Genomic DNA, 25978 nt, shown 5'->3' with positions numbered 1-25978 from the left:
CTAGAAAGCTAACGGATTACGCCAGTACTCGTAGTCATGTCGCCCCCAGAAGTACCTGGTGTCCGTTTTCATCGTAATGATGTGATCTTCATAGGACAGTGGGAAAGAGGCATCCAGATGTTCTTCAAGGTGAATTTCCTGAATAAAGGTGGGATGGATGCCTTCAAAGACGAGCACTTCCGCCTGTGGGTTGGTGGGGTAGCGGGACGGCAGAAGTAACTTCCGGCGTAATTCATCGTTCTGAAACAGGGCCTCGAAGGCATCCACAGTTTTCAGGGATGCTTCCGTGCGCTGAGCCACGCCCGTGGAAGCTGCGTTCACTTCAGTGAAGCCGCAGTCCAGTTCCCATAACAAACAGGGATCAAGCAGGAGAACCGCCCAGCTTCCACCCACCTGCTGGCGGTAGTTGTAGAACATCTTGTAATTCGGGTAGGACACGCTCAGGCAATTGGCGTGACGCCGACCATCACCGCGCCAGCCGTCATTCCAGACGCACCCCTGGTCGCCCAGCACACCGCGACTGAGAATGCCATGTTTCAGAATGCCGGGGAGGTTCTCTAGCCGCGTGAAATGCACGAGGTGCCGAATCCCCCGATCCTCCACGAGTCTACGCAGTTCATCTTCACGCGACCGAACTGGACTTTCTACGTCGGGAATGTACCTGACGTTCACTTTGAACGAAGGAATGAGCACGCGGAAGCGTGGGGGGTTCTGCCGCAAATGGTGCTGGAAAGATCGCGCCAGGTCACTCTGCCAGGTGGCTGCATGTACGGGATTCACCCAGCCTACCCATTCCACTTCAGCAGCGAACCACACCAGGTCAAAAGGGCGGGCCAGTCGATCTGAACTACTGTAACTCGTAACGGACTTCCGCAGGGTGTCACTGAGGGCTTTTCGTAAAGCCTGACTGGCCTCTACAGAGGTGAATGCAATGGCGCAGTTGACGATCACGTGTCCTTCAATCTCGAACTTGCACACTGTACCGGTCGCTGGAGCCAGGTCGGGAATTGGTATACGAAGGCCCAGCCGGGAACTCAGCGGCCCAGCGACCTCGCGCAGGCTCGCTTGACCATGACCCATCAACCAGTCGAGAAGCAACGTAGCATCGAACTTTGAGCCGGAGTGAGCCTCCACAAGGGAAACCACACCAGGAACCACACCATGCAGGTGGCGGAGCAGCTGGAGGGCAGCGGCACGGGATTCGAACTGGAAAGCCTGTCCCCCAAGAACCTGGTCATTCCAGCGAATCTCATAGACGTTCGTTGCCGCCGGGTCTGGCGTCACCAGAGCTGTGTGGGGAATGCTGTGCGCTGTATCCAGTTCATCATCTGTTGGGAAATCATCAAAGTCCCAATCCGCTGTAGGAGCTACCTGAACCTGTGGTTTTGTGGGTGGCGTGATGAGTGAAACCGGGGGCGGCGTTTGAAGAGTTGTCCTTTCAGACGACGTTTCCTGCGCCTTCGTCATCGGCAACTTACTAACTGGGTCGAGTTCAGGAAGCTCGGAAAGTGGCCGGTGACGGTACTGCACGCCGCCATGCAGATGCTTCAGGTCGGAAACGTCAATCCATCCGCCATCCACCTTGATGCAGTGAGAGGAAGGACTGCGCGACACATTCCACTCATCCAGATCATGTGAAGCAGTGATGATGTCAAACAGGTTCCCGTCCGGGCCATCCCGGAACTCCGGATACTCTGCACCGTCCGGCAAGTCCTCCAGAGGTGGAAAAGCGTAGTGAACGGTGTCGCTGTTCGCGCTGTACTGAACAGAGTTGCTCTCTCCCCAGGCATCCGGGGGCCACACCAGTTCGCGTAGCGTAACCTGCGGTACATCATCCGGGCGGCGGTAAGCACGTTGCATTAACTGTGGGCCGTATTGGTCAAGCCAGGAACTCACCTGCTGTAAATCGAACGGTGGCGCGTTTTTCTGCACCCAGCCACGCTGAACTGCGGACGCCCGTGCTCCCGTGATGTGGCCCAGCAGCAGCACGAGGCGTTCCACCTCTTGGCGGGTATTGAAGATAAAAGGACTGTTGCCGACCAGCCGACCATTCAACAGGACAGCGTACTGTTCCCTGGCGCTCATGCAGACCCTGCAAGGTCAACCAGCAGAAGCTCCTGCGGGAAGCCGAGTGTCCTTTCATGGTGTAGAACGAAGGTGTACGTCACGCGCTGCAGGCCTTTCATACCGAACCTGCCCGCCTGCGCCAGCCGCACCAGGTCAAGCCACTCGCCGTAGAAGAATAGGTGGGCCTTGCCGGGCATGTTTTTCAGCAGATGAGCGCGGTACTCCGCCAGCGTGCGGTCGCCCTTACCGTTCCCGGCGGAGTTGTTACAGGCGCGGCAACTGGTGACCTTGTTGCGATCCTGGGTACAGATGGGCAGACCTCTTGACCGCGGGGTCTGGTGCTCGATCTCGGCGCTGTCGTCCTGCCGGGTGGTTTGCATGTTCAGGATGCGTCCGCAGTACCAGCAGCGCCCGCGTTGCGCCCTGGCCTTCCGGTGCCGTTCTGTTCCCGCGTTGAACCTAAGCTTGTCGCCATGCTGCTCAATATGGTTCTGCGCTTCCAATTCCGTGCCGAAACCCTGCGCCAGTTCGTAGGAAATACCCAGCCTGTCCAGTTCTGGCCGGAGTTCCTGATCCCAGTTCAGGAAATGAACACCAGGCGCATAGGAATCCGTTTCTGCCAGCAGAGCGTACCAGCGGCGCTTCATCACGCCTGACCATCCGCGTTCTTCTTCTGCATCATAGTGAAGTGCAGGTCGTTGTGCCGCTCGTTGCTCTGGTGCTTCTCCAGATCCGTCTGTGGGCCTTTCTCGCCGAAGTCCTTCTTGCCGGGGTCGCTGCCCCGGTCTTTACCCCACTTCACATTCACTTTGTTGCGCAGAATGCCAGCTTCCACGAACGGGCGGATGTTCAGACGCACGCCGTCGTTCAAGTCTGGGTTCCAGCCTCTCGGCTGCTCATTCAGTTCCTTCCAGCGCACGTAAATGTCGTAAGGCGGCTCGCCTTCCAGAATGGCTTCCAGTTTCTTCTGCAACGTCAGGGCGTCGGCCAGGCGTGACTCGGCTCCCTTCTCATTGCGAGAAATTGCTGACCGCTGATGGTCGAGCCATTCGCCCAGGTACGTGTAAGTCAGCTTTTCCAGCTTGGCCCGGTCAAGCGCGTGGTAGTTCACGATGGCGCTGAAGCCGTCTTTGCGCCCGTCCCAGATGTGCCACAGGAAGGGGCGGTGATGGAACAGTTTGCTGTGCTGATCGAAGAACTTATCACGCAGCCAGACTTCCATCGAGTCGGCCCCCACCTGAGCCAGCAGTTTCTGCAACTTCGCCGCGTTCCACTCGCTGCCATACGCCTGGGCCAGCAGGTTCTGCAAACGCACATGCGCGGGCTGCTCACCCGAAAGCGCCTGCAACGGCACAATGCCGTCGGCATCCGGCGTCAGGTTGTCCTCCACCTGTTCCGGCCAGTTGTACCCCAGCAGCCGCGCCACCGCCACCTGCAAAGGCTCGGTGGTATCGGTCACTGTGCCTTTAAAGAGCCACTGCGTGGGGTCGTTGCTGTACTGCTCCGGCAGGCCGTCCGGGTACTTCTCGGCGGCCACCTGCTGCCAGTAGGGAAGGTCGAAGGGGACTTTGACGAGGGATGTATTAGTCACCTTCAACGCCTGGTCAATTTTTCTGACAGCGCCGCTGTAATTTTCCGAGCTGCAGTAGGCAAATATTGCGGGCAAATGTGCTTCTTCGTCAGGAATTATTACAGAAATATTCGTATCGAAGGGAGTGCCAATAAATAGAGTGGCGGGCAAATCCCTCATTGCTGATATAGCTACGCCCTTCTTCCCCCAGGCGCCACGCCCTTGTAAGTCTCGATGCTTGTCCTGCGATTGACTCTTAGCAAGGCGTCGCATTCTTCCGTTGCCGTCCTCGTGCAGGAGAATGAAATCCATTCCTCCAAAGTCTGAAGTAGCAGAAATACTGCCTTGATATTTTGCCCAGCCTGAGTCGATATCAACTCGCTCCCAGAACTGTTGTTTAAATTGGTCATCATCACTTGTGCAAAGACCTTTAAATGCATAAGCGTAATCGCTGAGCAACTTTGAGGCAGAGCGTTCCTCAAGGCTAATCCTCGAATCCGGGTTCCCTCTCTGCCCCTCCTGCCCCAGCATCACCACCTCGCCTTCTCTCAGGGCGGCGTCTTTCTCTTCAACGCTTTTGCCTGCGCTGGCGTCAAAACCAATCATCAGATGGTCTTTGGCGGGCGTCTTATTCGTCAGGGTGACAAACGAGATGTTGAAATCCCACATCGGCGTCGAAAAGGCTTTAATCCCCAGCCTCGCCACCCAGTCCCAGGTCTGTTCTTTCAGCAGCCGCTCGCGCAGGCGCTTGTAGCTGCCCAGAAACAGCCAGTTCTGCGGTGTGACCAGGCTGTAACTGCCGCCGGGGGCCGCAAAGTCGCGGCAGCGCTGGACAAAGGCGGTGGCGAGGTCGGCTTTGGCTTCCGGGTGCCGCCGCTCGATGAAGGTCTTCAGGGTGTCGCCCTGCTTGCCCCGGGCCAGGTACGGGACGTTGGTAATGACGAGATCGTAAGTGTCTCCCAGCAATTTGGCCGCTTTCGCCACTCCCTGCGCGTTCTCCCCGAAGATGGCGGCGGCTGGGTCGGACGAACGCTCCTTTGACAGCGCCTTCTCAAGTTGCTCAGGCAGCGTGGTCAAAATATCGTCGGCAAACATGCCAAGTTCCTGGCGAATGCTCTGGCGTGGATTGATCAGGCTCCCAAGGTCCGTTGCGTCTTGAAATTGCTTGTGCAAAATCTTGAGTGCGGAGCGAATACCACCGTCATCACTCAGCCCCATCCAGTCGTCCACGCTGGCGCTGATGCTCAGGCCGCTACAGGCAACATTCGGCGTGGGCAGGGGGCGGTAACCGCCGGACTTCCAGGCTTCCAGGGTCAGGTTGAAGGCGGCCAGTTGCGTGCAGCGCGGGTCAAGTTCCAGGCCGTGCAGGTTGTCGCGCAGCACCGCTTCGCCCGCTTCGGCTTCACTCAGCCCTTCCTCGATCATCCGCAGGCGCTTCAGCAGAGCAAACGCGGCGACCAGAAAGTGACCGCTGCCGCAGCACGGATCAATGACTTTCAGTTCCTTGACGGTGGTGGGCCAGCCGGGGAATGAGCCAGCAGCGGGCGTGCCGTCGTCGTTCAGTCGCAGGTAGCTCTTGTCGGTGGGCAAAGGCTGATCCGGGTGGCGGGCTGTCCACCACGCGCCGATGGTGTTGTGCAGCATGAACTGCACCATGTAGTGCTCGGTGAACAGCTGAGTGACTGGAGAAATGTCGGCCCCGCCAATCTTGCGGCCTGATTCGTTCACCTGCTTTTTGCGTTGCGTCTGCCAGAACTGGTAGACCCAGCCCAGGCCGTCGTCGGAGGTGTAGGTTGGTTTGGGAATCTCCTCGATCAACGCTTCGAGTTTCTGACGGTACTCGGTCGGGAATTTGACCTGCAGCAGCGGGTCGTGCGGGCGGAAGATACCGGGGAGCATGGCCGCGGCATACCGGGCTGCAGTGGCGTAAGCGTCAGCGTCGCCCTCCTCGTTAGCCAGTTCCGCGAGGTCGTCCAGCGTCACACTCTCTTTATGCTCTGGATGCACCAGCAGGCCATTGGCTTCCAGGAAGCGGGAAAACAGCATGGTGTGCCACTGCTCGTAAGCGCATTCCCGGATCAGGGCGTCGCGGCTCCCAAGTTGTTTTTCTTTAGCCAGAAGGCCTTTACGAACCAGCTTCTCCTGGTCACTCAAATGCTTAAGGTTCCCGGCGTCGCCATGCTTCCCGTTGTCGACCAGCAATCGGTCAAATACGGCCTGAGCGGCAGCCTCCGCGGTATCGCGGGCGTCAATGATCTTCTTTTCCAGCGTGCGGCGTAGTGGGGTTTCAAGGGCAGTCATTGGTCGGCACCTTGATGTATTTGCTCGTTGTGTCTTTAGAAACGATACGGAACAGATATTGAATAAGTTTTACAATCTCCTGCTCTTGTTGAACTTCAACGTCTCTATCTTCCCCTCTTAATGCGTAGCGTTTGACCGTCCATCCCAACTCGGTTCGCCGAATAGCGAATGATGCATCCAGGGAATGGCCTTGTCGCAGTTCTAGCTCTAGGTCGCAGGAAATGAATCCATTGCGGCAGTATTGGAATTCATTGACCTCTCCAGTGATCTTGTATTTTTGGCCCAGAGGACTTTCCTTCAGAGAAGTGAATACCCGCTCCAGCACTTCTTTTCCATCAAGGTATGACGCTTCACGAGCGTGAAAGTCCGACTCCAGGCTAGAGATAAGATCACTCATTTCAAAATCGTCGCTACCTGCCACTTCCTCTGCAAATTGAGCGTCTTCGTTTATGTTGTGCTCCATTCTTGCGTCTCCCAGTGGTCGTCTTGCAGGTCGTAAACGAAAGGGCTTTCCTCACCGCTGCGCGTAAACACCGCCAGGTGCCGCATGGCTCGGGAACAGCCCACGTAGAACAGGCGGCGATCCTTGAGTTCCTCCTCCGTCTGTTCCTCGCTGGGCAGGTCGCTGACATCGCGGGGCAGAACACCGTCTGTTACGTTCCAGAGGGCCACAATCGGGAATTCCAGCCCTTTACTGGTGTGCATGGTGATGATCTTGATGCAGTCGGCGTCCAGGCGCAGATCCTTGCTCGACATGTAATTGGCTTTCAGTTTGCGTGACTTCAGCTCTTTCGAAAGCCGGGCACCTTCGCGGGCTGCCGCGAGTTTCTCACCCGCGACAAGGATGGCGGCATTGCGCTGTGGTTCACGGCTCTCCCGGCTGGCCTCACGAATGAAGTCCACCAGGGCGTCCACTTCTGTTTCCGCAGTGGCGTACACCTTGCGTGGTTTTGGCCCCTGGGCCGCCCCCTCGTCAAGCGCGGCTTCCTCATCCTGTAGGTTCAGTGCTTCACGCACGTCCGCAACTGCCCGCACGATCTGAGCGGTATTGCGGTAATTCTTCTTCAGCGCGTGAACTTCCGCCTGCGGCCAGCCCTGCTTCAGAGCGTCCCAGGAAAAACTGCTCTCGTAGAGCGTCTGGTTGGCGTCGGCAGTAATGTAAAGCCCGCCGGGTGTTTTCACCATGCTGGCCAGCATCCTGATGGTGATGGGGCTGAGATCCTGCGCTTCGTCGACGATCAGGTAGTCGTAGGGTGGGTGAAGCTTCCCTTCCTCGAGAGCGTGCAGGGTTCGCTGCCGCAAACCGGCCCAGGTGACCAGGTTCTTCTGGCGGATTTTGGCCTCCAACGCCTCGTACAAGCCCCAGATGAGCTTCCTGTTGGCACTGGAAATAGGGGACTTACGTCCATGTCGTGGCGAGGCGAGATACTCGGCTTCCGTCGTGAGGCCGGCCACTTCGATCACGTCGAATAGTTCGGCCAGGAGGTAGGATGCGCTGTACCGGGCCAGCTGTTTGGGTTTATCCGCGAGGATTTCCTCGAACAGAGTCATTGTGAGTTCACTGGTCGCGCCAAGAATCGTGGAAGGTAATTTCTCCACGGTGCCCAGCCAGTGCCGCGCCAGGCTGTCGACCGTCCCAACACGCACTTGCGAGAAATCCTCGGGAAGCAGGATTTTCAGTTGTTCCTTGCTGGCCTCGGCGAGGGCGTTGGTGTAGGTGGTGTAGGCAATGGCAGCGTCCGGATATCGTTCCACCAGCAGTTTGGCGCGGTAGAGAGCTACTGTACTCTTGCCGCTGCCCGGGCCGCCTTTCACCACCATCGGGGTGCGTCCACCCTCCAGGTGAAGGCTGCTCACCTGGCGCTGATGGTCGTCGAGGCGCAGCAACCGGGTGGTGAGCCGCCCTTCGGCCAGGTCCTCCAGGTCAGTGGGTCGAGTCAGGACATACTGCGGCTGCGCCAGACGTTCCTGCCACTTCTTCGAGTACAGCAGGTCGACCACCCGGCTGAAGACCGGGTAAGGCACCTTCACCTCCAGCAGGTGATCCTCGGTGGCGCAGGCAGTCAGGGGCGACTGACATTCAGCCGGAATACGCCAGGAGGTCAGCAGATCAGCGGTCAGTTCGTGTGGCAGAGCGCCATGACGCGTGGGTTTGGCAACAGTCCTCAGTTCGACGTCGGGAACGATTTTCAAGGTGTCTTCGTCGGGTATACCGAGTTTTTTGTAGACGTCTTTGCGAGGCAGCACACTGATAAACGTCTGGGCGTTGCCCTCCACCCGGTAAATCACACGGTAGTCATCGACCTTGATACGCAGGGCATCGATCGCTTCAAGTTTCTTGACATCAAGCTGCTGCTTTTGATTCTGAGGGTCTTCCTTGAGAACGGTGATGGCCTTTTGAACGCGCTTGTGCACGCGGGTGGGCAGGGCGGCCTGCTCACTTTCGAACGTGGGAGTAACGTACTGGTCAATGGATTTCATGTAGGCCTTAACGAAGAAGTATAGAGGTCATGCCCTGACAGTTTTCTCAATGGTGTGAGGCCATTCCGGGCCTTTATCCGTTGATAACCACCGGTCTGCCTTCAGCGATGGATTTCATGATTTCCTGCTTCAGCGCGTCTAAGTAAGTCTCCACATCTTCGGCGGAATGTAAGGTCGCCCCCTTAGGACGAATCACCTCTGCCTTGGGTGCCGTCTCCCGGATCACATCCTCCTTGACGCGCTGGATGCGTCCGGCAATAGCTTCAGTAGCGTCCGCCCAGCCGGTCAGGTTGCGCTGTTCCAGGGCCGCGATGACCTCGTTGATACTGGAGACTTTCGGCTTATCGAGCCCAGTTAAGCCGTGTTTCAAAAAGAGGCTCTCCCGGTTGTCTTCCGGGTACTCGGCCCACTGCGGCATCGACTTAACCTCGCCGACACCTGCTTCCAGCCTACTGACATACTGCTCGCGCGCCTGATTGAGCTTTTCCCGCAAGCTGTTCATCACGTCGTTTCGGAGCGGCACAGCTGGATCTGGATCGTCGAGCAGCAACCGGTTGCTGACGATGGCATCCGCCTGACTCTGTAATGCCGGATCGGTGTTGTGCTTTAGCAGTCTCTGGACTTTCTGCCAGTCCTCGGTGCGCTGCTTGATCAGATCGATGCGGGACTGTGCAGCGGCGTTCAGTTCCTTCAGGGCGTCTTTGTGTTCATAGATCTGACGCAGCAGTTCCCGACCCGTCAAGCCCTGAAGGTGGATCAGTGAGCCCTGCTCCAGACGATCGGGAAGGGGCGCATCACCCCCGGAAGCCTGTACCTTGTCCTTGAGGCGGCTGACGTAGGTACTGGCCATGGCACTTTCTTGACCGCTGTCCACCTTCATGCCGAGGTCGGTGTACACCCCACGCACCGCCAGCAACTGTCCCTTGGTGAGGGGCTCGTTCACGGTGCGGAAATCGGCCTTGCCGAGCGTGCCCGCATCAAGCTGCTTGGCGGTGACTTCGCTGCCGTTCACGGAAGCCGTCACGTTCCCCAGCAGGGTCAACATGACCAGGGCGCTGTCCACTGCGTCCTGCGGCCAGCCGTACGGCACGCCGGTAAACTTCCTGCGCAGATCCGTGCCTTTCTTACCAGACCCAATCTCGGAAAGCACCGCTTGCAGCACCGGGTGCTTGACCGGTTCGGCGCTGTGGTTGATGGCGTCCAGTGCGCTCGCGTTGGCCTGTCGCGCCTGGGTCAGCACCGTTCCCCATCTGGCCTGATCGCCAGGCTTGAATTGTGAGTACAGGCGGGTCGTGGAGGCATTGAGCGCCCTGGGCAACGCTTCAGATAGGTTGCCGTCCACTTCCTGACCGCCCCCCTGAATGACCCGCGCTCCTCCCACCATCTGCGCGATCAGTCGCTCGACTTCCGCCTGCGCGTTGTTGCGCCGCGTCTGCATGGCCTGCTGCGCCTCCCGTGCGCCGGGCGTGGTCGGGTTGGGCCGCATGGTCAGCACTTCCGAGGCGGCGAGGAGGGTGGAGACCTGGGTTTTCAGGGCCTGGCGATCCGGTTCCGGCAGGTAGACGTACACCACTGGACTCTCATTCCCGACATTTAACGCGTCCTGCCGAACCTGCGGCTGCGTTTCGTCCCAGCCGCGGCGCACCCAGATGGGAATGGTGGTGGTCTCTGTCGGTGGGGCGGAGTAGTAGATCTCGCCTTTACGGGCGGTGCGGCTCTCGCCCTGCGTGAAGGTGAGGTGCCGCTTGAAACTCGCTTCCACCGCCTTCTTGAGTTGATCGTCGCGTTTCTGAAGTTGAGCCACCTCGTCACCCAGGAAGCGGTTAAACGCTGTCCGGAAGGCCCCCTCCCACTCTGCCCCCTCGCGGGTCTGGAGCCGGTACTCGTTGTCGTGCTGCATCACCTGCCCGGACTCCACCAGTTCCGCCAGGACGCCGGTCAACTGGGCGCGCAGGCCGCTGCTGCCTTCATTCAGGTTTTCCACCAACAGGTCGGCGATGACGCTCTCGGTGGCCTTGACGCCGAGGCCAGGATCGAGGCGCGAGATGATGAAGAGCACCTGGGCGATCCGCTCTTTCAGAGGGCCATGGTTGCCCAGGGCCAGTTTCTTGATCTGGGTGGAGAGGTCGGGGAGCAGCGCCCCGGTATTCAGCATGTTGGCTTCTAAAGTCTGGTAGACAAAATCGGTGCCAACGACGTGCCCGGCCACTTTGCCAGCCACAGCCTGGTTCGCTTCATGGGTGATGCGCAGTTGGCTGCGCAACTGACCGCTACCCCCGACCCGGTCGATACTCCGGATGAATTCCTCCCATAGGCGGCGGCGGCTGGGCAGGATCGGGTAATCGGCGGCCAGAATCTGGTCGTCACTCGCCTGCCGTTTCAGGCGCGGGCTGTCTTTCAGGTGGCGGTTGATCTCACCGCTGGCCTGATCGAGTAACGTATTCAACTCGCCCGCGTGGGTGGGATTTTTTCGCAGGAGCACCTGACGCACCACCTGATCTACGTCTGCGCTGCTCAATTCGACCGCCATCGGAAAGCGGTCTTTGATCTTCGACAGCTGTGGTGTGGCTCCCATCGCCGACTGCCCGGTGGCGACCAGCAGCAGTTTCCCGCCGAAACGCTTGGTGACGCTTTCCGCCAGGCGGGCCACCTGGTCGATGCGGTTGTCTGCCCCGGCCACGAATTGCTGCACTTCATCGAGAATGACCAGCGTGCACGGCAGTTTGCCGGGCTTATGACTCTGCAGCGCTATCACTTCTTCCGCTACCGTCAGCACTTCCTCATCGCTCAGGTCACTGGGCTGGCGGAACTGCTCCTTGAACAGGGTACGGACTTCAGACTCGGAACTGAATCCGGGCACCGCATCCTTGATGGCTGTGGCCAGCGGCACAGAAAGGTACATATTCTCCAGTGCGAAGGCCCAGGTTTCGTTGGAGGCATCGATCACCCGGCGTACGTTTTCCAGGACGCCCTTCTGCATCAACCAGAGCACCAGTCGCGCCTGCTGATACTGCGAGGGTAAACCCGCGGCCCGGAAGAGGATCGACGCAAATGCCAGGCGGACAGCGTCACCCGCACCCGCACCCAGCGTTCCCGAAGCGGCCCACAGCCCCCCCTCACGTTTGCCCTCGGCGTCCAGTTCCCGCAGCAGATTCGTGATGTCAGCGGGCAGGTGTACCAGATCCCTGGCCAGGCTGCCGTCCGGGAAGCGGGTGTTCGTCCAGAGGTGCTCCAGTACCCGCACCAGGTGCGATTTCCCGGAACCGTAAAACCCGCTGATCCACCACCCCGGCTGATCGGATTCGCCCACCCGTTGCAGGTACGTTCTCAGCAGCCGTTCCAGACCGCGGGCGTACTGACCTTCACAGACGAAGCTTTCCAACTCCCACTTCAGTACCTGCCACTGCGCGTCGTTGACAGGCGTGCTGAGCATGGTGACGCCGCTATTCGGAATGTTGAAATGACGTGGATCGCGGGCAAAAAGTTCAGCGTTTTGCAAGGTGGATCTCCTTCAGGGAAGCAGAGGCACGGAATGGTAATTCCAGCCGTCGCGGGCGTTGAGCAGGCGGTAATTGTGGCCTTCGAGGCTGCCCGGGAAAAACAGCAGCATGCGGCCACGGAGGCTGGGGGCAGCGCGTTCAATGACGGTGGAAATGCGAGTCAGGCCGTAGAGGGTTCCGGCCCCGGTGACAGCCAGGACACTCTGGGGGGAGAGTCTTGCCATCTCAGCCTGCAGGGCGTCCAGCAGGACATTCTCGAACCCCTGTAAGGCCCCTTTGAGCAGTTCCGGTTCAGCGAAATACGCCTCGTGGTACGGGTGCTCAAGCATCCAGCGGGCGAAGTGTGGGGTCAGATCGAAATGACTCCATTCCAGGTTCTGCTGCTGGGTGACCAGCGCGAACTCGCGGATATTGCCCCGGATACGGCGTTCTTCCGCCGGGTCGTGTACCGCGATCCAGATGCGCTCGGCGGGCGAGAGGTACGGGTTCTGGGGCAGTTGGAGTTGCTGTCTGTACCGTTCGAACAATTGGGTCGTCTGGCTCATGGAGCCTCCACGAGTTTTGGAAAGGTGATCTCAAGGACGTCGTCCAGGCGATGGTAATTCAGCATTCCAAGCCGACCGGCCTCGCTGGCGAGGGTGTCCAATTGCTCAGGCGCCAGGCCCAGTGCTTTTGCGGTCTTACTCTCGTACAGCCCCAGCCCCCTGGCCCCCTGGCGGTATTCCTGAAAAAGCAGGGACGTGATGGCGGCAGGGTGCCAGGTGACCTGCAACCGCTTTTTGGCCACTTTGCCGGAAAGCCAGCCCACCTGCGCCCAGCTGGACAGGAGATTTCGTGCGATGCTGCCCATCGTCTTTTCGCTGTATTTCACTCCTTCCTTCTTCAGGAATTCCGCCAGCTCAGGCCAGCCCACGTTCTGACCGATGGGCAGTGTGCCCATCCACCCGGCACTGAGCTGGAGTAAGGGATCCCCCGGGAAGGCTCGCAGAAGGGCCAGTTGGTTCTGGGCCTCAGGAAACTGTTCCCAGAGCTTCAAGAATCCAGACACAGCCAGGTCGGGATCATCCAGCCGGTAAGTGCTGTTCAGGTAGCGCCAGCTGCGCAGGCGGGTGCGTTCCGTCTTCTTGCCGAGGAGGTTGTCGTCCACGACCGCTTTTTTAAGCTCTTCCGAATTCAAGATTCCGTTAGTGGTGTAGGTCAGAACTGCCTGCAGGTTATCAACCATGATGGTGCGGCTGGTGTGCACCGATCCCGCGCGGCGGTTCGTTTTTGAAGTGGTGGGTTTGGACGTCATTTTTTTGAGCATAACCGAGGTTCCCGGATCTTCATGGAGGCGTTCGTCAGGATCGTGATGGAATCGCGAAGATACTATCCTCACACGAATTTCATTTTGCTTACCTTCCGCGTCAATGAATGACGCTGCTCATCCCCCATCCCCCGTGTCAACCGGTGACGGGCGACCCGCGCAGAGTAAAGCCACGGAGGCACCCTATGACCCCACTCGAATCGACGGACATCCAGCAGGTGGTAGAACGCGCCGGTTGGCAGCAGCAAGCGGAGATTCAACTTCCAGCGCGACCGGCCCGGCGCGTCGCCACCACCGACCTGCCCTGCAGTGAGGAAGTCAGGCGTTATCTGGCCCGCACCTACCCGCAGGGGATCTACCGGCATCAGGCGCAGGCCGCGGTGCTGGCGTCCGATTTCGAGAGTTTTGCGGTGACGACCGGCACCGCCAGCGGCAAAACGCTGTGCTTCCACCTGGCGGCTATGGAACTGCTGACGACCCTGCCTGGCGGCAAGGTGATCGTGCTCTACCCCCAGAAAGCCCTCGGGGCTGAGCAGGAACAGCGCTGGCGTGAGGCCCTGCGCGAAGCCAACATCAGCGCGCGGGTGGGCCGTATAGACGGGAGTGTCAACGTCCAGCAGCGTGAGGAGATCTTGCGGGACTGCCGGGTGGTGATTCTCACACCGGACGTGATGCATGCCTGGTTACTCTCGAACCTGGCCAAGCGTGCCGTGGCCCAGTTCGTGCGAGATGTGCGCCTGATCATCGCCGACGAGGTGCACACCTTCACCGGCGTGTTCGGCAGCAACGCGGCCTACCTGATGAGGCGCTTCGAGCACGCCTCGAAGACCCTCAGCCGCAAACGGCTGCAGTTCGTGTGTGCCTCGGCCACCCTGGCCGATCCAGCCGAGCACCTGCGTCTCCTGTTTGGACGCGATTTCACGGTCATCGGCCCTGCTGAAGACGGATCACCCAAGGCGGGCGTCAGCCTGCATTTCCTGAAACCCCAGGGCGGCGTGAAGGACCTGCTGAGCGGGGCATCTAACCTGCTACGGAGGCTGTCCCAGGCAGGCGTCAAGTTCCTGTGCTTCACCGATTCCCGCAAGCAGACCGAGAACCTTGCCAGCATCGTGGCCCGCCAGAACGACCCGCAGGCAGAAGATTCCGAAGAAAATGCCGAGGAAGTCAATCTGCGCGACGATTCCACACTCGCACGCCTGAAAGTGCTGCCCTACCGCAGCGGGTACGAAGCGCGTGACCGCGACGAGATTCAGCGCCGCCTGAGCGAGGGGCAACTGGACGGCGTGATTTCCACCAGCGCGCTGGAACTCGGGATGGATATTCCTTACCTGGACGCGGTGGTGCTGGTGGGCGTTCCCACCTCCAGCACCAGTTTCTACCAACGGATCGGTCGCGTCGGGCGGCGCAAACCGGGCCGGGTATTCATCCTGCACACAGGTTCGCCTACCGACGACATCCTGTTCCAGCAACCTGAAGATGTCCTGAACCGTCCCCCGGCGACCAGCGCCCTGTACCTGGAAAACCCCAACATTCAGTGTATTCACGCGCTCTGCCTGGCTCAGAGCGGAGGGGAGCATGAATCGCTCCTGACAGTGCAGAGGCGGGATGTGGAGACTGACTTCACCACGCCGATCGAATGGCCAGCCGGTTTTCTCGACATCGTGGCCAGAGAACGCTCGGGCACGCTCCCGCAGACCATGCAGAGTCTCAAAACCCAGGCGGGCGAAGATCCCCATCATGCCTTCCCGCTGCGGGACGTGGAGAGCAGCTTCCAGGTCGAGGTGCGGCACAACAACGAACCCTTCGAACTCGGCTCGCTGTCATATTCGCAGGTGATGCGTGAGGCTTACCCGGGGGCGGTGTACCTGTACATGACCCGCGCTTTCCGCATCACCAAGGTGCATCCCGTGTCCCGCAGAGTGCAGGCCCGCCCGGAGAAACGCTACTCGACCAAACCCATCTGCCTGCCCACCCTGGCGTACCCAAACCTGGAACCGGAGAGTGTCACGCGGGCCGAGTGCCGCGGTCTGCTCACGCTGGTGGACTGCGACGTGATGATCGCGGAAAAGGTCATCGGATTCAGCGAGCGGCGTGGGAACAACGAGTTTTCCAGCCCGTACCCGCTGGACGCTCACCAGACTGGCATCTACTTCCAGCACTCGCAGTTCACGCGCAACTTCTACAGTACCGGCGTGGTGCTGCACCATCCGCTGCTGCAAGCGGACTTGCAGCGGCAACGCCTGGCCGACCTGATCTTGGAAGCGTTCGGGATCGAAGTGCCTTTCGAGCGCCGTGACATCGGCATCACGGCCGACCGCCTGCGCCTCAGCCAGCCGGGCCTCGACAAGGGAGCCTACGTGCTGGTCGTGTACGACCAGACCTACGGCAGCCTGCGCCTGTCAGCCCGCTTGATGGAAGACGGCGTGCTGGAAAAAGTACTCGGTACCGCGGCCCAACTCGCGCAGTTCACCTGCCAGCAGGCAGAAACGGGCGCGGAACGCGACGCAGCGGCGCAGTTCGCCGGGGCGCTCACCGACCTGTACCGGGCCAGCCAGCTCACTCCGCACATCCCAGCCTGGAGTCAGTCACAGCCTGAAACGCCACCACCCGGGGAACTGGTGCAGGTCATCGTGCCTGGATCGCAGGGCATCTGCGTTCTACACGACAACCGCGAGATGAACATTCAGGATCTCTACTACCACCCTCGCAAAGGCCTGCATTACAAGGGACGGCTGATTACCGACAGTCGCTGGGACACCTCGTTCACGGTTGTTCCGGTGGAAGGTGTGCAGCCGATTCCCGGCGTAAGTGAGCTGGGCTGGTACGACCTTGACCTGGGAGAGTTGACCCAGACACCTGCACAGGGAACCGCAGTATGAATGATCAACAGGAACGTTTGAAAGGTCACGAATCAAACGCCATGCCGCCGGGCAGATCCAGAGCCTCAGCCTCACCTTTGGGCCCCACTACTTCCTGAAGCTGGTGGTCACGGAACCTGGCCGGGTCGAGTTCACCCTTGGCGTCACCCACCACGGCATGACCTTCAATGCCTCGGAAGTGGGCGGGGAGCCGGAACGCGCCATGGGCGTGATGTCCACCGTCTGCAGGCCTGAAAATCAGACCTGACCGGCCTGGCAGGAGCAACGTCACTGAGTGACGCGCGGCGGTGGAGAAACCTCCCGTCAGCCCCTGTCAGCCCCGATCGTGACACTGATGTCAGGAGGGCAATGCATGAATAACGTAATGCTCAGTGCACACGCCGTCGAACGCTTTCAGGAACGTGCGGGCAACCTCAGCTAGGAACGGGCCCGGGACAGACTCAAGAGGCTCGTGAACCGCAGCCGCTTTGTTGGCATGTGCGCCGGTCAGGCCCGCACCTACTCCCTGGGGAACATGCGCTTCGTGATTCAGGACGGTGTGCTGGTAACCGTTTACCGCCAGACGTACCGCGTGGTGGAGGCAGGTGAAGACCTGTGGTGCCTCGCGGTCTAACCCCTGCGGGGAGCCTGTGACCCGTCAGCTGCTGCTGCATCCCAGCGCGAGCGTGCGACTGGCGGCTGTGGTAGGTCAATTCACGCCATCCGCACAGTTGATTGTTCCGAACGTCTAGGCCGGGCGCGTATCGCGCCCGGCCCTGCGCGGTTCGGGCAAGGCCTTGACGCTCACCCAGCTTGCCCGTGAACTGCTAAGTGGACTGATTCAGAAGAACCTTGGGAAATTGTCGTCTTGATATAGGGCAGGCAGAAGCGGCGAATGCTGTCCAGGATGTCATCCGCAGACCGTTTCCACACGAACGGCTGCGGATGGTCGTTGTTCTCGGCGATGAATGCCTCGATGGCCCGTTCGAGCTCATCCTTGGAATGAAAATCTCCGCGGCGCAGCCGTCGACGACTCAGTAGCGCAAACCACGACTCCACCAGGTTCAGCCACGACCCGCTCGTCGGCGTGAAATGGAATGTACCGCGGGTGCTGCACCAGCCAGCCCTGGACTGCTTTCGTCTTGTGCGTAATGTAGTTATCGAGAATGACGTGCACCGCGAGTTCCTTCGGAACTCGCCGATCGATCTCCTCGAGGAAGTCCAGAAACTCCACCGTCCGGTGTCGGGGGTAGCAGCGGCCAATCACCTCTCCAACCTTGGCGTCAAGTGCCGCAATCAACGTGGTGGTGCCATGCCGGATGGAGGTGTGCCCGGTGCGTTTCTCCTGACCCGGCTGCATGGGGAACGTGGCTCGGCCACGTTCCAGGGCCTGAATCTGCGGCTTCTCATCGACACACAGTACCAACGCCCGATCCGGGGGCGACAGGTACAGGCCCACGATGTCGCGAACTTTTTCAATCGGCAGCGGATCCTTGGAGAGTTGAAACGAGGAGGTCAGGTGGGGCCGCAAACCGAAGGCCCGCCAGATGCGATACACCGCGCTCTGTGTGAGTCCGCTGGCCCTGGCCATGCTCCGGGTCGTCCAATGCGTCGCATCTGCTGGCAGGGTGTCCAGGGTCAGGCGCATCACCTGCTCAACCTGCTGATCATGAATAGAACGCGGTGCCCCACTTTTCGGCGCGTCACTGAGCCCATCGATCCCCGCTTGGATGAACCGTCGGCGCCAGACACCCACGGTGTCGTCGCATAACCCGACCCGCTGACCGATCTCCCCCAGGGTTCACTGCGGGTGGTCTGCGCTGAGCAGGATAATCCGGGCCCGGGTGGCCAGACCTCGCGGGGTCTGGCGTCGTCGCCCGAGAGCCTCCAAGAGGGCACGCTCGTCAGGTGTGGGTTGAGGAACCGGTGAGTGGCGACCGTAGGGCATGCCTCACCTCCGAGTCCATCGGACGCCTCGCAACCCAGCACTCTTCTGAATCAGTCCACTATCAGTAAGGTAGTGCAGGGCGGCGTCGCCAATCTGGACATTCAGCTGCCCCTGTACATGCTGGCCCTCGGGGCAGCGCAGGGAGGCCACCTGAGCGTGCAAAAGGCCGAAGTGCTGCAGGGAGCCGGTACATCTGCCGAAGGTTCGCGGCGGAGATACAAGTGGGACATCCATCAGGAGCAGATGAAGGCATTCCTGCAGGAGCTCGGGGAAGCCCTGGCGCAGGGAGACGTCGCGCCCAACCCAGATATCAAGCGCAAGGTGTGCACCTTCTGCCACCTGAAAGCGGCCTGCCGGAACCGGGGCATGGTGACGTTATGACAGAACAGATAAGCAGAGACCGTTTTACCCCGGAGCAGGCTCAGGCCATTCACTTCCCGGGCAGCGTGGCGATCTCTGCCGGGGCGGGGAACGGGAAGACGCGCGTGCTGGCCGAGCGCGTGGTAAACCTGATTGACCTGGGTGTTTCCCCAGCTTCCTTCGCCGCGGTGACTTCCACCGAGGCGGCTGCGGCGGAACTGCGTGAACGCATTCTGCAGTACGTGGAACGGCGCACCGAGGAGAATCCTGGGACGTGGCAGAGCGTCCTGGCGGAACTGGCCCTGATGCAGGTCAGCACCATTCATAGCCTGTGTGGGCGCATTGCCCGTGAACATCCGGTGGAGAGCGGGGCTGGTCTGGGCTTCATGGTGCTGACCGAGACCGAAGCGGACGCCTGGCTGGCTGAATACCTGAGCCGGGTGTTAGCCGAATTGCCGATGGAGCTGGTGCTGGCCGTTCCGGGGCGCATCCGAGTGGAGGTGATCAGAACACTTCTGCAGGATCCCAAAGCCGCCCGCAAGGCCTTGCGAGTTGCTACCCAGCGGGCGAGCCGAGCGAACCGGCGCGGTTCCGCGCCCTGGCGCGCTGGGCAGAGATCAGTGAGCGCTGGAACCAGGCGCTGGCGACGCTCAGCGCGCATGCTGGAATCCCCAGTGACCTCCTCGAGAACTACCGGCAGGCGGCCCTGCGGCCAGCAGTGGCTGCTGGCGCTGCCCGGCCCGAACAGCCGCCCTTCCCGAGCCTGCAGGCGCAAATCAGTCCAGCTGGCTCCCGCCAGCCTTTCCGCCGTCACCTGCGTACTTTCTGAAAGAAGGAAATGCTCGTTCGTGAGGCTCTGGTAGCGGCCCATCAGTGGCAACTCCAGTGGTATGGGCAGCGGGAGGACAACCATAGTGCCAGCATGCCTGCCCAGCGCGTCAACCGTTGACGTTGTGACCATCGCGGGCGGTGCCAGCCATTGACTGGCCGGCGCATGGCGCATGGGGCAGGTCGCCTCTGCTCTCTCGGCTGTGCACGGTAGATCCTTACTTTCATGACATCACCAGTACGCATTGTGGAACACTTCGGCTGTAGCGACTGACCAAAGCCGGCTTACTCTCACCGCAAACTCTGGCCCCGGCCATAGACAGCCCTTTCTGGCAGTACAGGTACTAGGCTTCCGGCTCAAGTTCAGTCCTGGCCAGCAGCTTGGTCTCCTTTGTGAGGAGCAGCTCCCGGGAGGCCTGCAGGCTTTAAGAACGCCCAAGCTGCTGATCGTCAAGCTGATCCTGGGGGCATTGACCTGGTTAAGTTGCTGCCCAAGTTCCTGGAGGTGCGCGCTGGCCGTGACAATGGTCGCCACCTCAACCGTGGCCTGGGAGACGGAGGCCAGCTTAGCCCCATGCACCGACCTGAACCTGGCATGCACAATCATCTTCCCACCAGTAAGTCCACGGTACTGTGCAGGCGACCTTTTAACTCCAGCCAGCAAGGAACGATCGACGATCAGACCAGCCGCCAGGCCTCTCTTGTCACCAGGGTTCCTCCACCAGAATTCACCCAGCGCAACACTGTGGTGATTAAGGTGTCCTGCTGCTCAGCGAACATGGCTTCAGGAAGTTTTCCAACCTCTTTGAACCTGACCGGAGTCACTGCCAGTATCGGCGCCTGATTTGCCTCTGCCGCGAGAATGACCTTCGTTTTTTCCGCCATAGGTTCTGCCCACTTTATTACTGAGTGCTGCCGTAGCGAGCGAACCCTGTCAGGCTAAGCACCAGAAATCCTCGATCTGACCCGCATCCTTGTAGGTCGGGCGGTAGACCGTCACCAGGGCGCCCTGATCCACCACGAAGCGCATGTCACCCAGTGCATACAGCCGGGCTTTACCGGCACATACGTGCAGGAAACGCGCCCTGGACAGGAGTTTGCGAAGCCGGGCGTTGGCTGCCCGGGGGCTGAGGTTGCCTGCAAAACGTTCGAGGTAGCGGTGGATGGCGTGGGCGGTAATCGTGATGTCGCGCATGGTGTGGCCTCCTTACCTTCAGCTTCCCGCGAACGAACGCCATGGACTGACATCCGGAAAAACCAGGATCGCGTCATTGACTGACGCGATCCTTCGAGGATTTACTCGAATTCTGGGAAATCAGATTTCAGACGAAGCTGGAAGATCCCCTCTGGACGAGTAGCGGTACATCTGGCCACCGCACGCAGGGTGCAGACCGGAGACTCAAACGTCACCTCGAACTCCCTGCCCGGGGTCTTCAATACTGTTTCATGCTCCGGTTCATAAGACGTGAAGACCAGCCAGTGGCGAGGAGGAAAGCGTAGCCGTCAATGTGAAAGAGGCCAGACGTTTCTTCCATGCCAATGCCTCATTTGCTGCGGCTGCGGTTGTAGTTCTGGCTGGCCGCGCGTTTGCGCGTCAGTTGGCGGTCTTCCATCAGGCCATCGATCAGTTCAGACATTTCCGCCAGTTCCTGTTCTCTGACCGGGGCCGGGGCCATGGGGGCATGGGCGGCGTAAACGTCCTGCCGGTTCCTCAGCACGCGCTGCGAACCAGCGTAGTCTCCCCTGTCCATCAGGTGAACGGCGTCACGCTTGGCTTTGGCGTTCAGTTGCACTTCCAGCGCCACACGCACGTCAGCATTTTCAGTCAGTGCATCGAACTGCTCACCGGGCAGAACCGGCATGTTCAACTGCGCACGCTGCTTGCGGCGAATCCCATCACGACCCGTCCAGGCCAGCCGCACGCGCAGGACGCCCTGCTCAGCCTGCTCAGCCTGGGCGGGCACCTGCAGCGTGAACACCACCTCGAGGGGACGACCGGCAATGAGGTTGGGCAGTTGAGCGCGGCGCAGGTCGTTCATCTGGAGGTCATTCAGAATTTCGGTACGCAGACTCCCCACTTCAGGGTTCGGCTCAATCCCCAGCGAGACCGTATGCCCAGTGGTGCGGCTCATCCCGTGAAATTCCGTCTCAAAGAACCCGGGCAGTTGACTGGCGTGCTCGATGTGCTCGAAGTTGCCGTCTCCGGCCTCGGCCATACCGCGCAGCAGGTCTTCGTCGTAATGGCGTCCCAGGCCCATGGTGCTGGTACTGACCTGACGGGCGGTCAGTCCACGCACATCGGGGACAATTTCACTGATGTGCCGTTTTCCCTGGTTGGCCTGACCGTCACTCAGCAGCAGCACGCGGTTCAGGGCACGCTGGTCAGTGAACTGGGCCACCTGCATCGCCCCGTCCAGCCAACCAGCATGCAGGGCCGTGGAACCGCCGCTGGTAATGCGTTCGATCTCACAGCACAGCTTCTCGGGATCGGTCACCTGCTGTGAGGGAATCAGGGTTTCCACCTCGTCGTCAAAAATGACGACGCTCACCCGATCATGAGGCTCCAGCAGACGAATCCCGGCCTGGGCGGCCTGGCGGGCCATAGCGAGCGGGTGACCACTCATGCTGCCGCTGCGGTCAATGACCAACGCAAGGTTCAGAGGGGGACGTGGGCCGCTGGTGTCCACCGGCTGGGCCGGGGAAAGACGGGCGAGTACCGTGAGTTCACTGTCCTGTCCGGCGGGCAGGGCGGCTTTCAGGGGCAGCAGTTCGATGCGGGGGAGCAGGGGCTGGTCTTGCATAAGGGCCTCCAGAGGTGTGAGCAGGGTGACCCACCAGCAGCGTACTGGTGGCGCTTTTGCAGGATGGTCTGGGGAGACCTGAGTCTGTACCCAGATAATACATCAACAGTTTCCATTGTCAACAATTCAGGATGTCACTTCTGCCTGATGTGTTTATTCTCCTGTGGAGGCGCGACACTGACTGCCCTCCATCTCAGGAGGACTGCATGTCAATAAATGACGCCCGGAGTTCGGCGAACAGTCTGTCCCACTCCTCCTCGTTGCTGGGATAGCGAAAATGCTCGCCTACCAGCACCTCGAGGCCCGGGCGCAGCACCGCCCGGAACACCTTCTGGGGCCCACGCTTCCTGGTAGACGGGGATGAGTTGTTCAGCCTCTCAACCCCCAGTTTCGGCGCAGCGGCGGAGGGGGCCGGTTTCGTCGCCGGCACCAGGTCGTACGCCGAACTGTTTCCAGACTTGGTGCCGTCCTTCAGTCGGCGCAGGTACGAGAGGGCATCATCCTTGACTGATTCGCTCTCCTCGTCCAGGGCCAGCCCCTGGACAGAACCGCTCCCTTGCACAGCCAGATTCTCCAGTTCAGCGTCCGACTTGTCACGCAAGGCCGCGTAGAGGGCCTTGCCACTCAGGCCATCGGCCATTAACCGGCGCAGCGCCAGCAGGGCCAGCAGGTGAAGGCGGGTATAGCGGGCGTCGCGTCCTTCCCGCCCCGCGGCAGGGAGCAGCCCCTGGGTGGTGTAATGCCGCACCAGTCTGGGGTTCACCTCGTCCTTGGGACGCTGGGCACGGTCTTCAGGCAACAGGACGCTCAGCCAGCGGTTGGCTTCCAGCACCAGGTCGTCAATCCCGCCTGACCAGGCCGGGGGGACATCAATCATGTTGCGAGGTTAGCAGATTGCTGACAACAGAAACTGTCAAGGTCTATTGAGGGCTTTGCCCTGACCTCGCCTCCTTCTCCTGATCACCGACACCACCCACAACAAAAAAGCCCCGCTTCTTGAGCGGGGCTGCTGGTGGGGCTGGCCGGGCAGCCTGGGGGTGTTCAGACCGGGAGCTTCGCGAGCCTCCCTGCCCACGTTCGCGGGCAACCCTGTCCCAGGATTTGATCGAGTCCTGCGTCCTGCTCCCTTGAGTCCTTCTGCGCCTGAGCACTGATTCCTGACCGCTGAATCCTGCGTCCTGAATCCTTCCAATTTCGGTTTTTGAGACCGTCCAAGTATTTTTCGCTTTGTCGGCGAAAGGCTCGAGAAGGTGTTCATCTGCACTTCACCCGGACAACCCCACCCTCAGTTTAGTTCGACGCGGGCACCTCGATATACGTGGTGGCATTGTGTTCATCCAGCACGCGATCCACCTCGCTGGCGAACACTTCGACTTCTTCTTCCAGGCCCTCCAGTTTCTTCAGCAGTTCCAGCGGGTCGTCGATCACCGGGGTATTGGCGGCGCGGTAGGCTTCCTCAACCACTTTCGTGTCCAGGGCCGCGCTGTCCTTCTGGCTGCTCTTGCTGCGATCCTGGTTCAGGAAGGCGTTCACCCGCATCTCGCGTTCGGACTCCATTACGGCTGTCAGGTTGGCTTCCTCCGTGATCGCCTGGGCATACTGACTGCGCAGATGGGCCACCAGCGTTTCCTGGGTGGGCACGAAGTCCTCGTCGCGGCGGCGACCTCTGCGCTGGGCTTCCAGGGCGCGTTTGCGCTCGATGGCCGCGGCCACCGTCATCTGCTGGCCACCGATGTCGACGGTGCTCTGGGCATTCGAGCGCACGATCTCGGCCTTGATGGCATCCCGGCGCGCCAGCAGTGCCTGAATCGCCTGCATCCCTTCCCGGGCGGCCTGCTCGAAGTCCTTTTTGTTCACGCCGGCCACCACGTCCATGCTGGAACGCCGCGTGCGAATGGCTTTCAGGTGCTCGATGCGGGTAGTGATGCGCTTGTTCAGCAGCTTGAGTTCCTTCAGGCCGCTGGTCACGGTCATGCGCTGCCTCTGGTCAGTGGTCTGGGTCTTGCGGGCACGGGTCATACTTCACCTCATTGGGGTTGGAACTGAAAGAGCCTGAAGAGCATAGGGTCGCCGACCAGCACTGCGCCATAGCAGGAATGGCGTAGACCATTAGTCCCAGCGTTACGTCTGGTGTACTGAGGGCAGTTGAATTTGGTCTCAGCATGCGCCGACGACACACCTGAGTGATTTACCATTTTCATGACGACACACCTGAGCGATTAAGCCAAAAATCCGACGACATACCTGAGCGATTGAATAGCAAATTTGCCTCTTCTACCGACGACACACCTGAGCGGTTTCAGGTGTACCGAACGACACACCTGAGTGGTTATGGACGACACACCTGAGCGATACGCGACGACACACTTGAGCGGTTTCCGGTGTGCCGAACGACACACCTGAGCGATTAAGCTCTTTTTACGACGACACACCTGAGCGATTGATAGCGACACACCTGAGCGATTCGGTCGGAAAAGTCCGTCTCACTCAGCAACTGACTCAGTCCCTTGATGATGATCATCAATTATTTAATCAATATCTTTATTCAAACAAAGTAAAATCATCAATCAAGGAGAACAGTCCGTGACCAACGCGCTCAGCCGCTTCGATGAACTCAATCTGTCCCGCCTCAACCTCATCTCGGCCCTGGATCAGGCTGAGGAGACCGAGTGGGACGTGAACTTCGAGGCGGAGGGACGCATCGTCCGGGTGCGCTGTGAGGCACTGCCGAAGTATGCCGTGCCGCACGGTCTGGATAGCGACGTTTCCTCCGCTTTGCTCAACCTGTACATCGAGTCTGGCGAACCGGAAGATGGGCGCTTCGCTGTGAGTGCCACTACCCTCCTGAAACTGTGCGGCTGGCACAACACTGGCAAGTATCACGGTCTGCTGCGAACCTCGCTGGAGAGACTGCACACGTCCTCCTTCAGCGTGAGTGGAGGCTGGCGTGACCATCCCAAGGGCCGCTGGACGCACGCCAAATTCCACTTCATCGAGTCCCTCGACTTTTCGAGCGCCGATGGCGCCGGGGCCTTTGATGAGCGCACCATCATCGCCGGACGCCTCGCCGACGCCATCGTCGCCAGCATCCGGGGCGGGTATATCAAGCCCCTGGACACCGTGTTCATGCTCTCCCTCTCCAGGCCACGCACCCGGGCGCTCTACCGCATTCTCGACGGTGCCCGCTACAACCCGGCCAACCCGGACAAGCCGCTGAACGTCCTGGACGTCAACCTGATTGCCTGGGCCGACCAGTGTAAGATCCCTTCCTCAGTGCCGGGCAACATCCGCCGCTCCTTGCAGGCTCCTCACACTGAACTGATTGAGCGCGGGTACCTGAAATCTGTTGATGTGACCGGAAGGGGACGTCAACAGATGATCCGTTACGAGTTTGTCCCTGAGTTCACGCCGATGGATCCACAGGTGGCTGCCCGCCTGGCCAGTTACGGCGTCGCCGATGGAACCGTGCGTAAACTCATGAAACAGCACGACCGAACCTTCCTGACAGACAGCATGAACCGCTTCGACACACTGGTGAAAAGCGGGGTGATTGTCATCAAGAAGACCAAAGCGGCAGCCCTGATGCACCTCCTGACGCATCCAGACGATTATCCCTACCCTGCCAGCCCTGTGAAGCCAGGCGAGGTTGTGGTCAAAGCCTCGCGGATGGAGCCGATGCTCGAAGCACCAAGTATCACCTCAGAATTTACCGGGCTAAATCCGGAGCAAGCGGCAGAGAAGGCAGTGCGTCGTCTCAACCTGTTTTACCGCAACCGGATTCCAATCACTCTGCTGGACGGAGTGCGCCGCGCTCTCCTTGATGAACAACTCGACGTGGTGGCACTGATGGAGGACGCCATGCTTGCGGTCACGCAGGATCAGCGCGATGAGTTTGCCCGTGTACTGAAGGGGCGAGTAGAAGGAAAATCTGCTGACTGAGAACGCAAGAACGGTTGAA

19 protein-coding genes and 1 pseudogene are annotated in these 25978 nt (G+C 60.0%); 5 read left to right on the top strand and 15 right to left on the bottom strand.

Annotation, left to right across the window (positions count from 1 at the left end):
• From E5Z01_RS14425 to E5Z01_RS14390, 8 genes are all read right to left on the bottom strand, one after another.
• A complete protein-coding gene (locus E5Z01_RS14425) occupies positions 1 to 2085 on the bottom strand; it encodes a DarT ssDNA thymidine ADP-ribosyltransferase family protein (RefSeq protein WP_135230003.1) in 2085 nt (694 codons plus the stop codon).
• The gene (locus E5Z01_RS14420; protein WP_135230002.1) at positions 2082 to 2714 is read right to left on the bottom strand and encodes an HNH endonuclease; all 633 of its coding nucleotides are present in this window, start codon (positions 2712 to 2714) and stop codon (positions 2082 to 2084) included. Before E5Z01_RS14420 ends, E5Z01_RS14425 begins: the two co-directional genes overlap by 4 nt.
• Positions 2714 to 5938, bottom strand: a complete 3225-nt coding sequence (locus tag E5Z01_RS14415; RefSeq protein ID WP_135230001.1) for an N-6 DNA methylase — start codon at positions 5936 to 5938, stop codon at positions 2714 to 2716. Before E5Z01_RS14415 ends, E5Z01_RS14420 begins: the two co-directional genes overlap by 1 nt.
• Positions 5925 to 6401: a hypothetical protein gene (locus E5Z01_RS14410; RefSeq protein WP_135230000.1), complete on the bottom strand. Its 477-nt coding sequence runs from the start codon at positions 6399 to 6401 to the stop codon at positions 5925 to 5927. Before E5Z01_RS14410 ends, E5Z01_RS14415 begins: the two co-directional genes overlap by 14 nt.
• Positions 6386 to 8419, bottom strand: coding sequence for a 3'-5' exonuclease (locus tag E5Z01_RS14405; protein WP_135229999.1), 2034 nt, complete (start codon positions 8417 to 8419; stop codon positions 6386 to 6388). Before E5Z01_RS14405 ends, E5Z01_RS14410 begins: the two co-directional genes overlap by 16 nt.
• A 73-nt stretch (positions 8420 to 8492) precedes the next feature.
• Entirely contained in the window at positions 8493 to 11918 is a 3426-nt protein-coding gene (gene brxC / locus E5Z01_RS14400; RefSeq protein WP_135229998.1) for a BREX system P-loop protein BrxC, read from the bottom strand.
• Between the two features lie 12 nt (positions 11919 to 11930).
• The gene (locus tag E5Z01_RS14395; RefSeq protein WP_135229997.1) at positions 11931 to 12464 is read right to left on the bottom strand and encodes a BREX protein BrxB domain-containing protein; all 534 of its coding nucleotides are present in this window, start codon (positions 12462 to 12464) and stop codon (positions 11931 to 11933) included.
• Positions 12461 to 13297 carry a hypothetical protein gene (locus E5Z01_RS14390; protein ID WP_135229996.1) on the bottom strand — a complete coding sequence of 279 codons (837 nt, stop codon included), beginning with the start codon at positions 13295 to 13297 and terminating at the stop codon, positions 12461 to 12463. The genes E5Z01_RS14395 and E5Z01_RS14390 overlap by 4 nt, the downstream gene beginning before the upstream one ends.
• A 113-nt stretch (positions 13298 to 13410) precedes the next feature.
• Here E5Z01_RS14390 and E5Z01_RS14385 point away from each other — a divergent pair, with 113 nt between their 5' ends.
• Positions 13411 to 16104, top strand: a complete 2694-nt coding sequence (locus E5Z01_RS14385) for a DEAD/DEAH box helicase (protein WP_167757943.1) — start codon at positions 13411 to 13413, stop codon at positions 16102 to 16104.
• A 25-nt stretch (positions 16105 to 16129) separates the two neighbouring features.
• Here the strand turns inward: E5Z01_RS14385 and E5Z01_RS20245 are convergent, their stop codons facing one another.
• Positions 16130 to 16258 (bottom strand): hypothetical protein, encoded by a 129-nt coding sequence (locus E5Z01_RS20245; protein ID WP_276321256.1) that lies wholly within the window; start codon positions 16256 to 16258, stop codon positions 16130 to 16132.
• Positions 16259 to 16555: 297 nt separating this feature from the next.
• Here E5Z01_RS20245 and E5Z01_RS19595 point away from each other — a divergent pair, with 297 nt between their 5' ends.
• Entirely contained in the window at positions 16556 to 16717 is a 162-nt protein-coding gene (locus E5Z01_RS19595; protein ID WP_167757942.1) for a hypothetical protein, read from the top strand.
• A 170-nt stretch (positions 16718 to 16887) separates the two neighbouring features.
• Here E5Z01_RS19595 and E5Z01_RS14380 read toward each other — a convergent pair.
• Positions 16888 to 18031 (bottom strand): annotated as a pseudogene (locus tag E5Z01_RS14380) (IS630 family transposase).
• Positions 18032 to 18103: 72 nt separating this feature from the next.
• On the opposite strand from E5Z01_RS14380, the gene E5Z01_RS14375 reads away from it, so the two are divergent.
• Together E5Z01_RS14375 and E5Z01_RS14370 are read left to right on the top strand one after the other, a co-directional pair.
• The gene (locus tag E5Z01_RS14375; protein WP_135229994.1) at positions 18104 to 18412 is read left to right on the top strand and encodes a PD-(D/E)XK nuclease family protein; all 309 of its coding nucleotides are present in this window, start codon (positions 18104 to 18106) and stop codon (positions 18410 to 18412) included.
• On the top strand, positions 18409 to 19254 hold the full coding sequence (locus tag E5Z01_RS14370) for a UvrD-helicase domain-containing protein (RefSeq protein ID WP_135229993.1): 846 nt from the start codon (positions 18409 to 18411) through the stop codon (positions 19252 to 19254). Before E5Z01_RS14375 ends, E5Z01_RS14370 begins: the two co-directional genes overlap by 4 nt.
• A gap of 643 nt (positions 19255 to 19897) precedes the next feature.
• Here the strand turns inward: E5Z01_RS14370 and E5Z01_RS14365 are convergent.
• The 5 genes from E5Z01_RS14365 to E5Z01_RS14345 all read right to left on the bottom strand — a co-directional run bounded on the left by E5Z01_RS14365 (position 19898) and on the right by E5Z01_RS14345 (position 24039).
• Entirely contained in the window at positions 19898 to 20104 is a 207-nt protein-coding gene (locus tag E5Z01_RS14365) for a hypothetical protein (RefSeq protein ID WP_135229992.1), read from the bottom strand.
• A gap of 49 nt (positions 20105 to 20153) precedes the next feature.
• Positions 20154 to 20414: a hypothetical protein gene (locus E5Z01_RS14360; protein ID WP_135229991.1), complete on the bottom strand. Its 261-nt coding sequence runs from the start codon at positions 20412 to 20414 to the stop codon at positions 20154 to 20156.
• A gap of 349 nt (positions 20415 to 20763) precedes the next feature.
• Positions 20764 to 22020: a vWA domain-containing protein gene (locus E5Z01_RS14355; RefSeq protein ID WP_135229990.1), complete on the bottom strand. Its 1257-nt coding sequence runs from the start codon at positions 22018 to 22020 to the stop codon at positions 20764 to 20766.
• 193 nt (positions 22021 to 22213) lie between these two features.
• Positions 22214 to 22897 (bottom strand): MerR family transcriptional regulator, encoded by a 684-nt coding sequence (locus E5Z01_RS14350; protein ID WP_135229989.1) that lies wholly within the window; start codon positions 22895 to 22897, stop codon positions 22214 to 22216.
• Positions 22898 to 23310: 413 nt separating this feature from the next.
• A complete protein-coding gene (locus tag E5Z01_RS14345) occupies positions 23311 to 24039 on the bottom strand; it encodes a hypothetical protein (RefSeq protein WP_135229988.1) in 729 nt (242 codons plus the stop codon).
• A 564-nt stretch (positions 24040 to 24603) separates the two neighbouring features.
• Here E5Z01_RS14345 and E5Z01_RS14340 point away from each other — a divergent pair.
• Positions 24604 to 25959 carry a replication initiator protein A gene (locus tag E5Z01_RS14340; RefSeq protein WP_135229987.1) on the top strand — a complete coding sequence of 452 codons (1356 nt, stop codon included), beginning with the start codon at positions 24604 to 24606 and terminating at the stop codon, positions 25957 to 25959.
• Positions 25960 to 25978: the final 19 nt, after the last annotated feature.

The organism is Deinococcus fonticola, from assembly GCF_004634215.1.
In the GTDB taxonomy this organism is placed as follows: domain Bacteria; phylum Deinococcota; class Deinococci; order Deinococcales; family Deinococcaceae; genus Deinococcus; species Deinococcus fonticola.
Note: the sequence above shows the minus strand (reverse complement) of the source record. Positions and strands in the feature narration are given on the sequence as shown.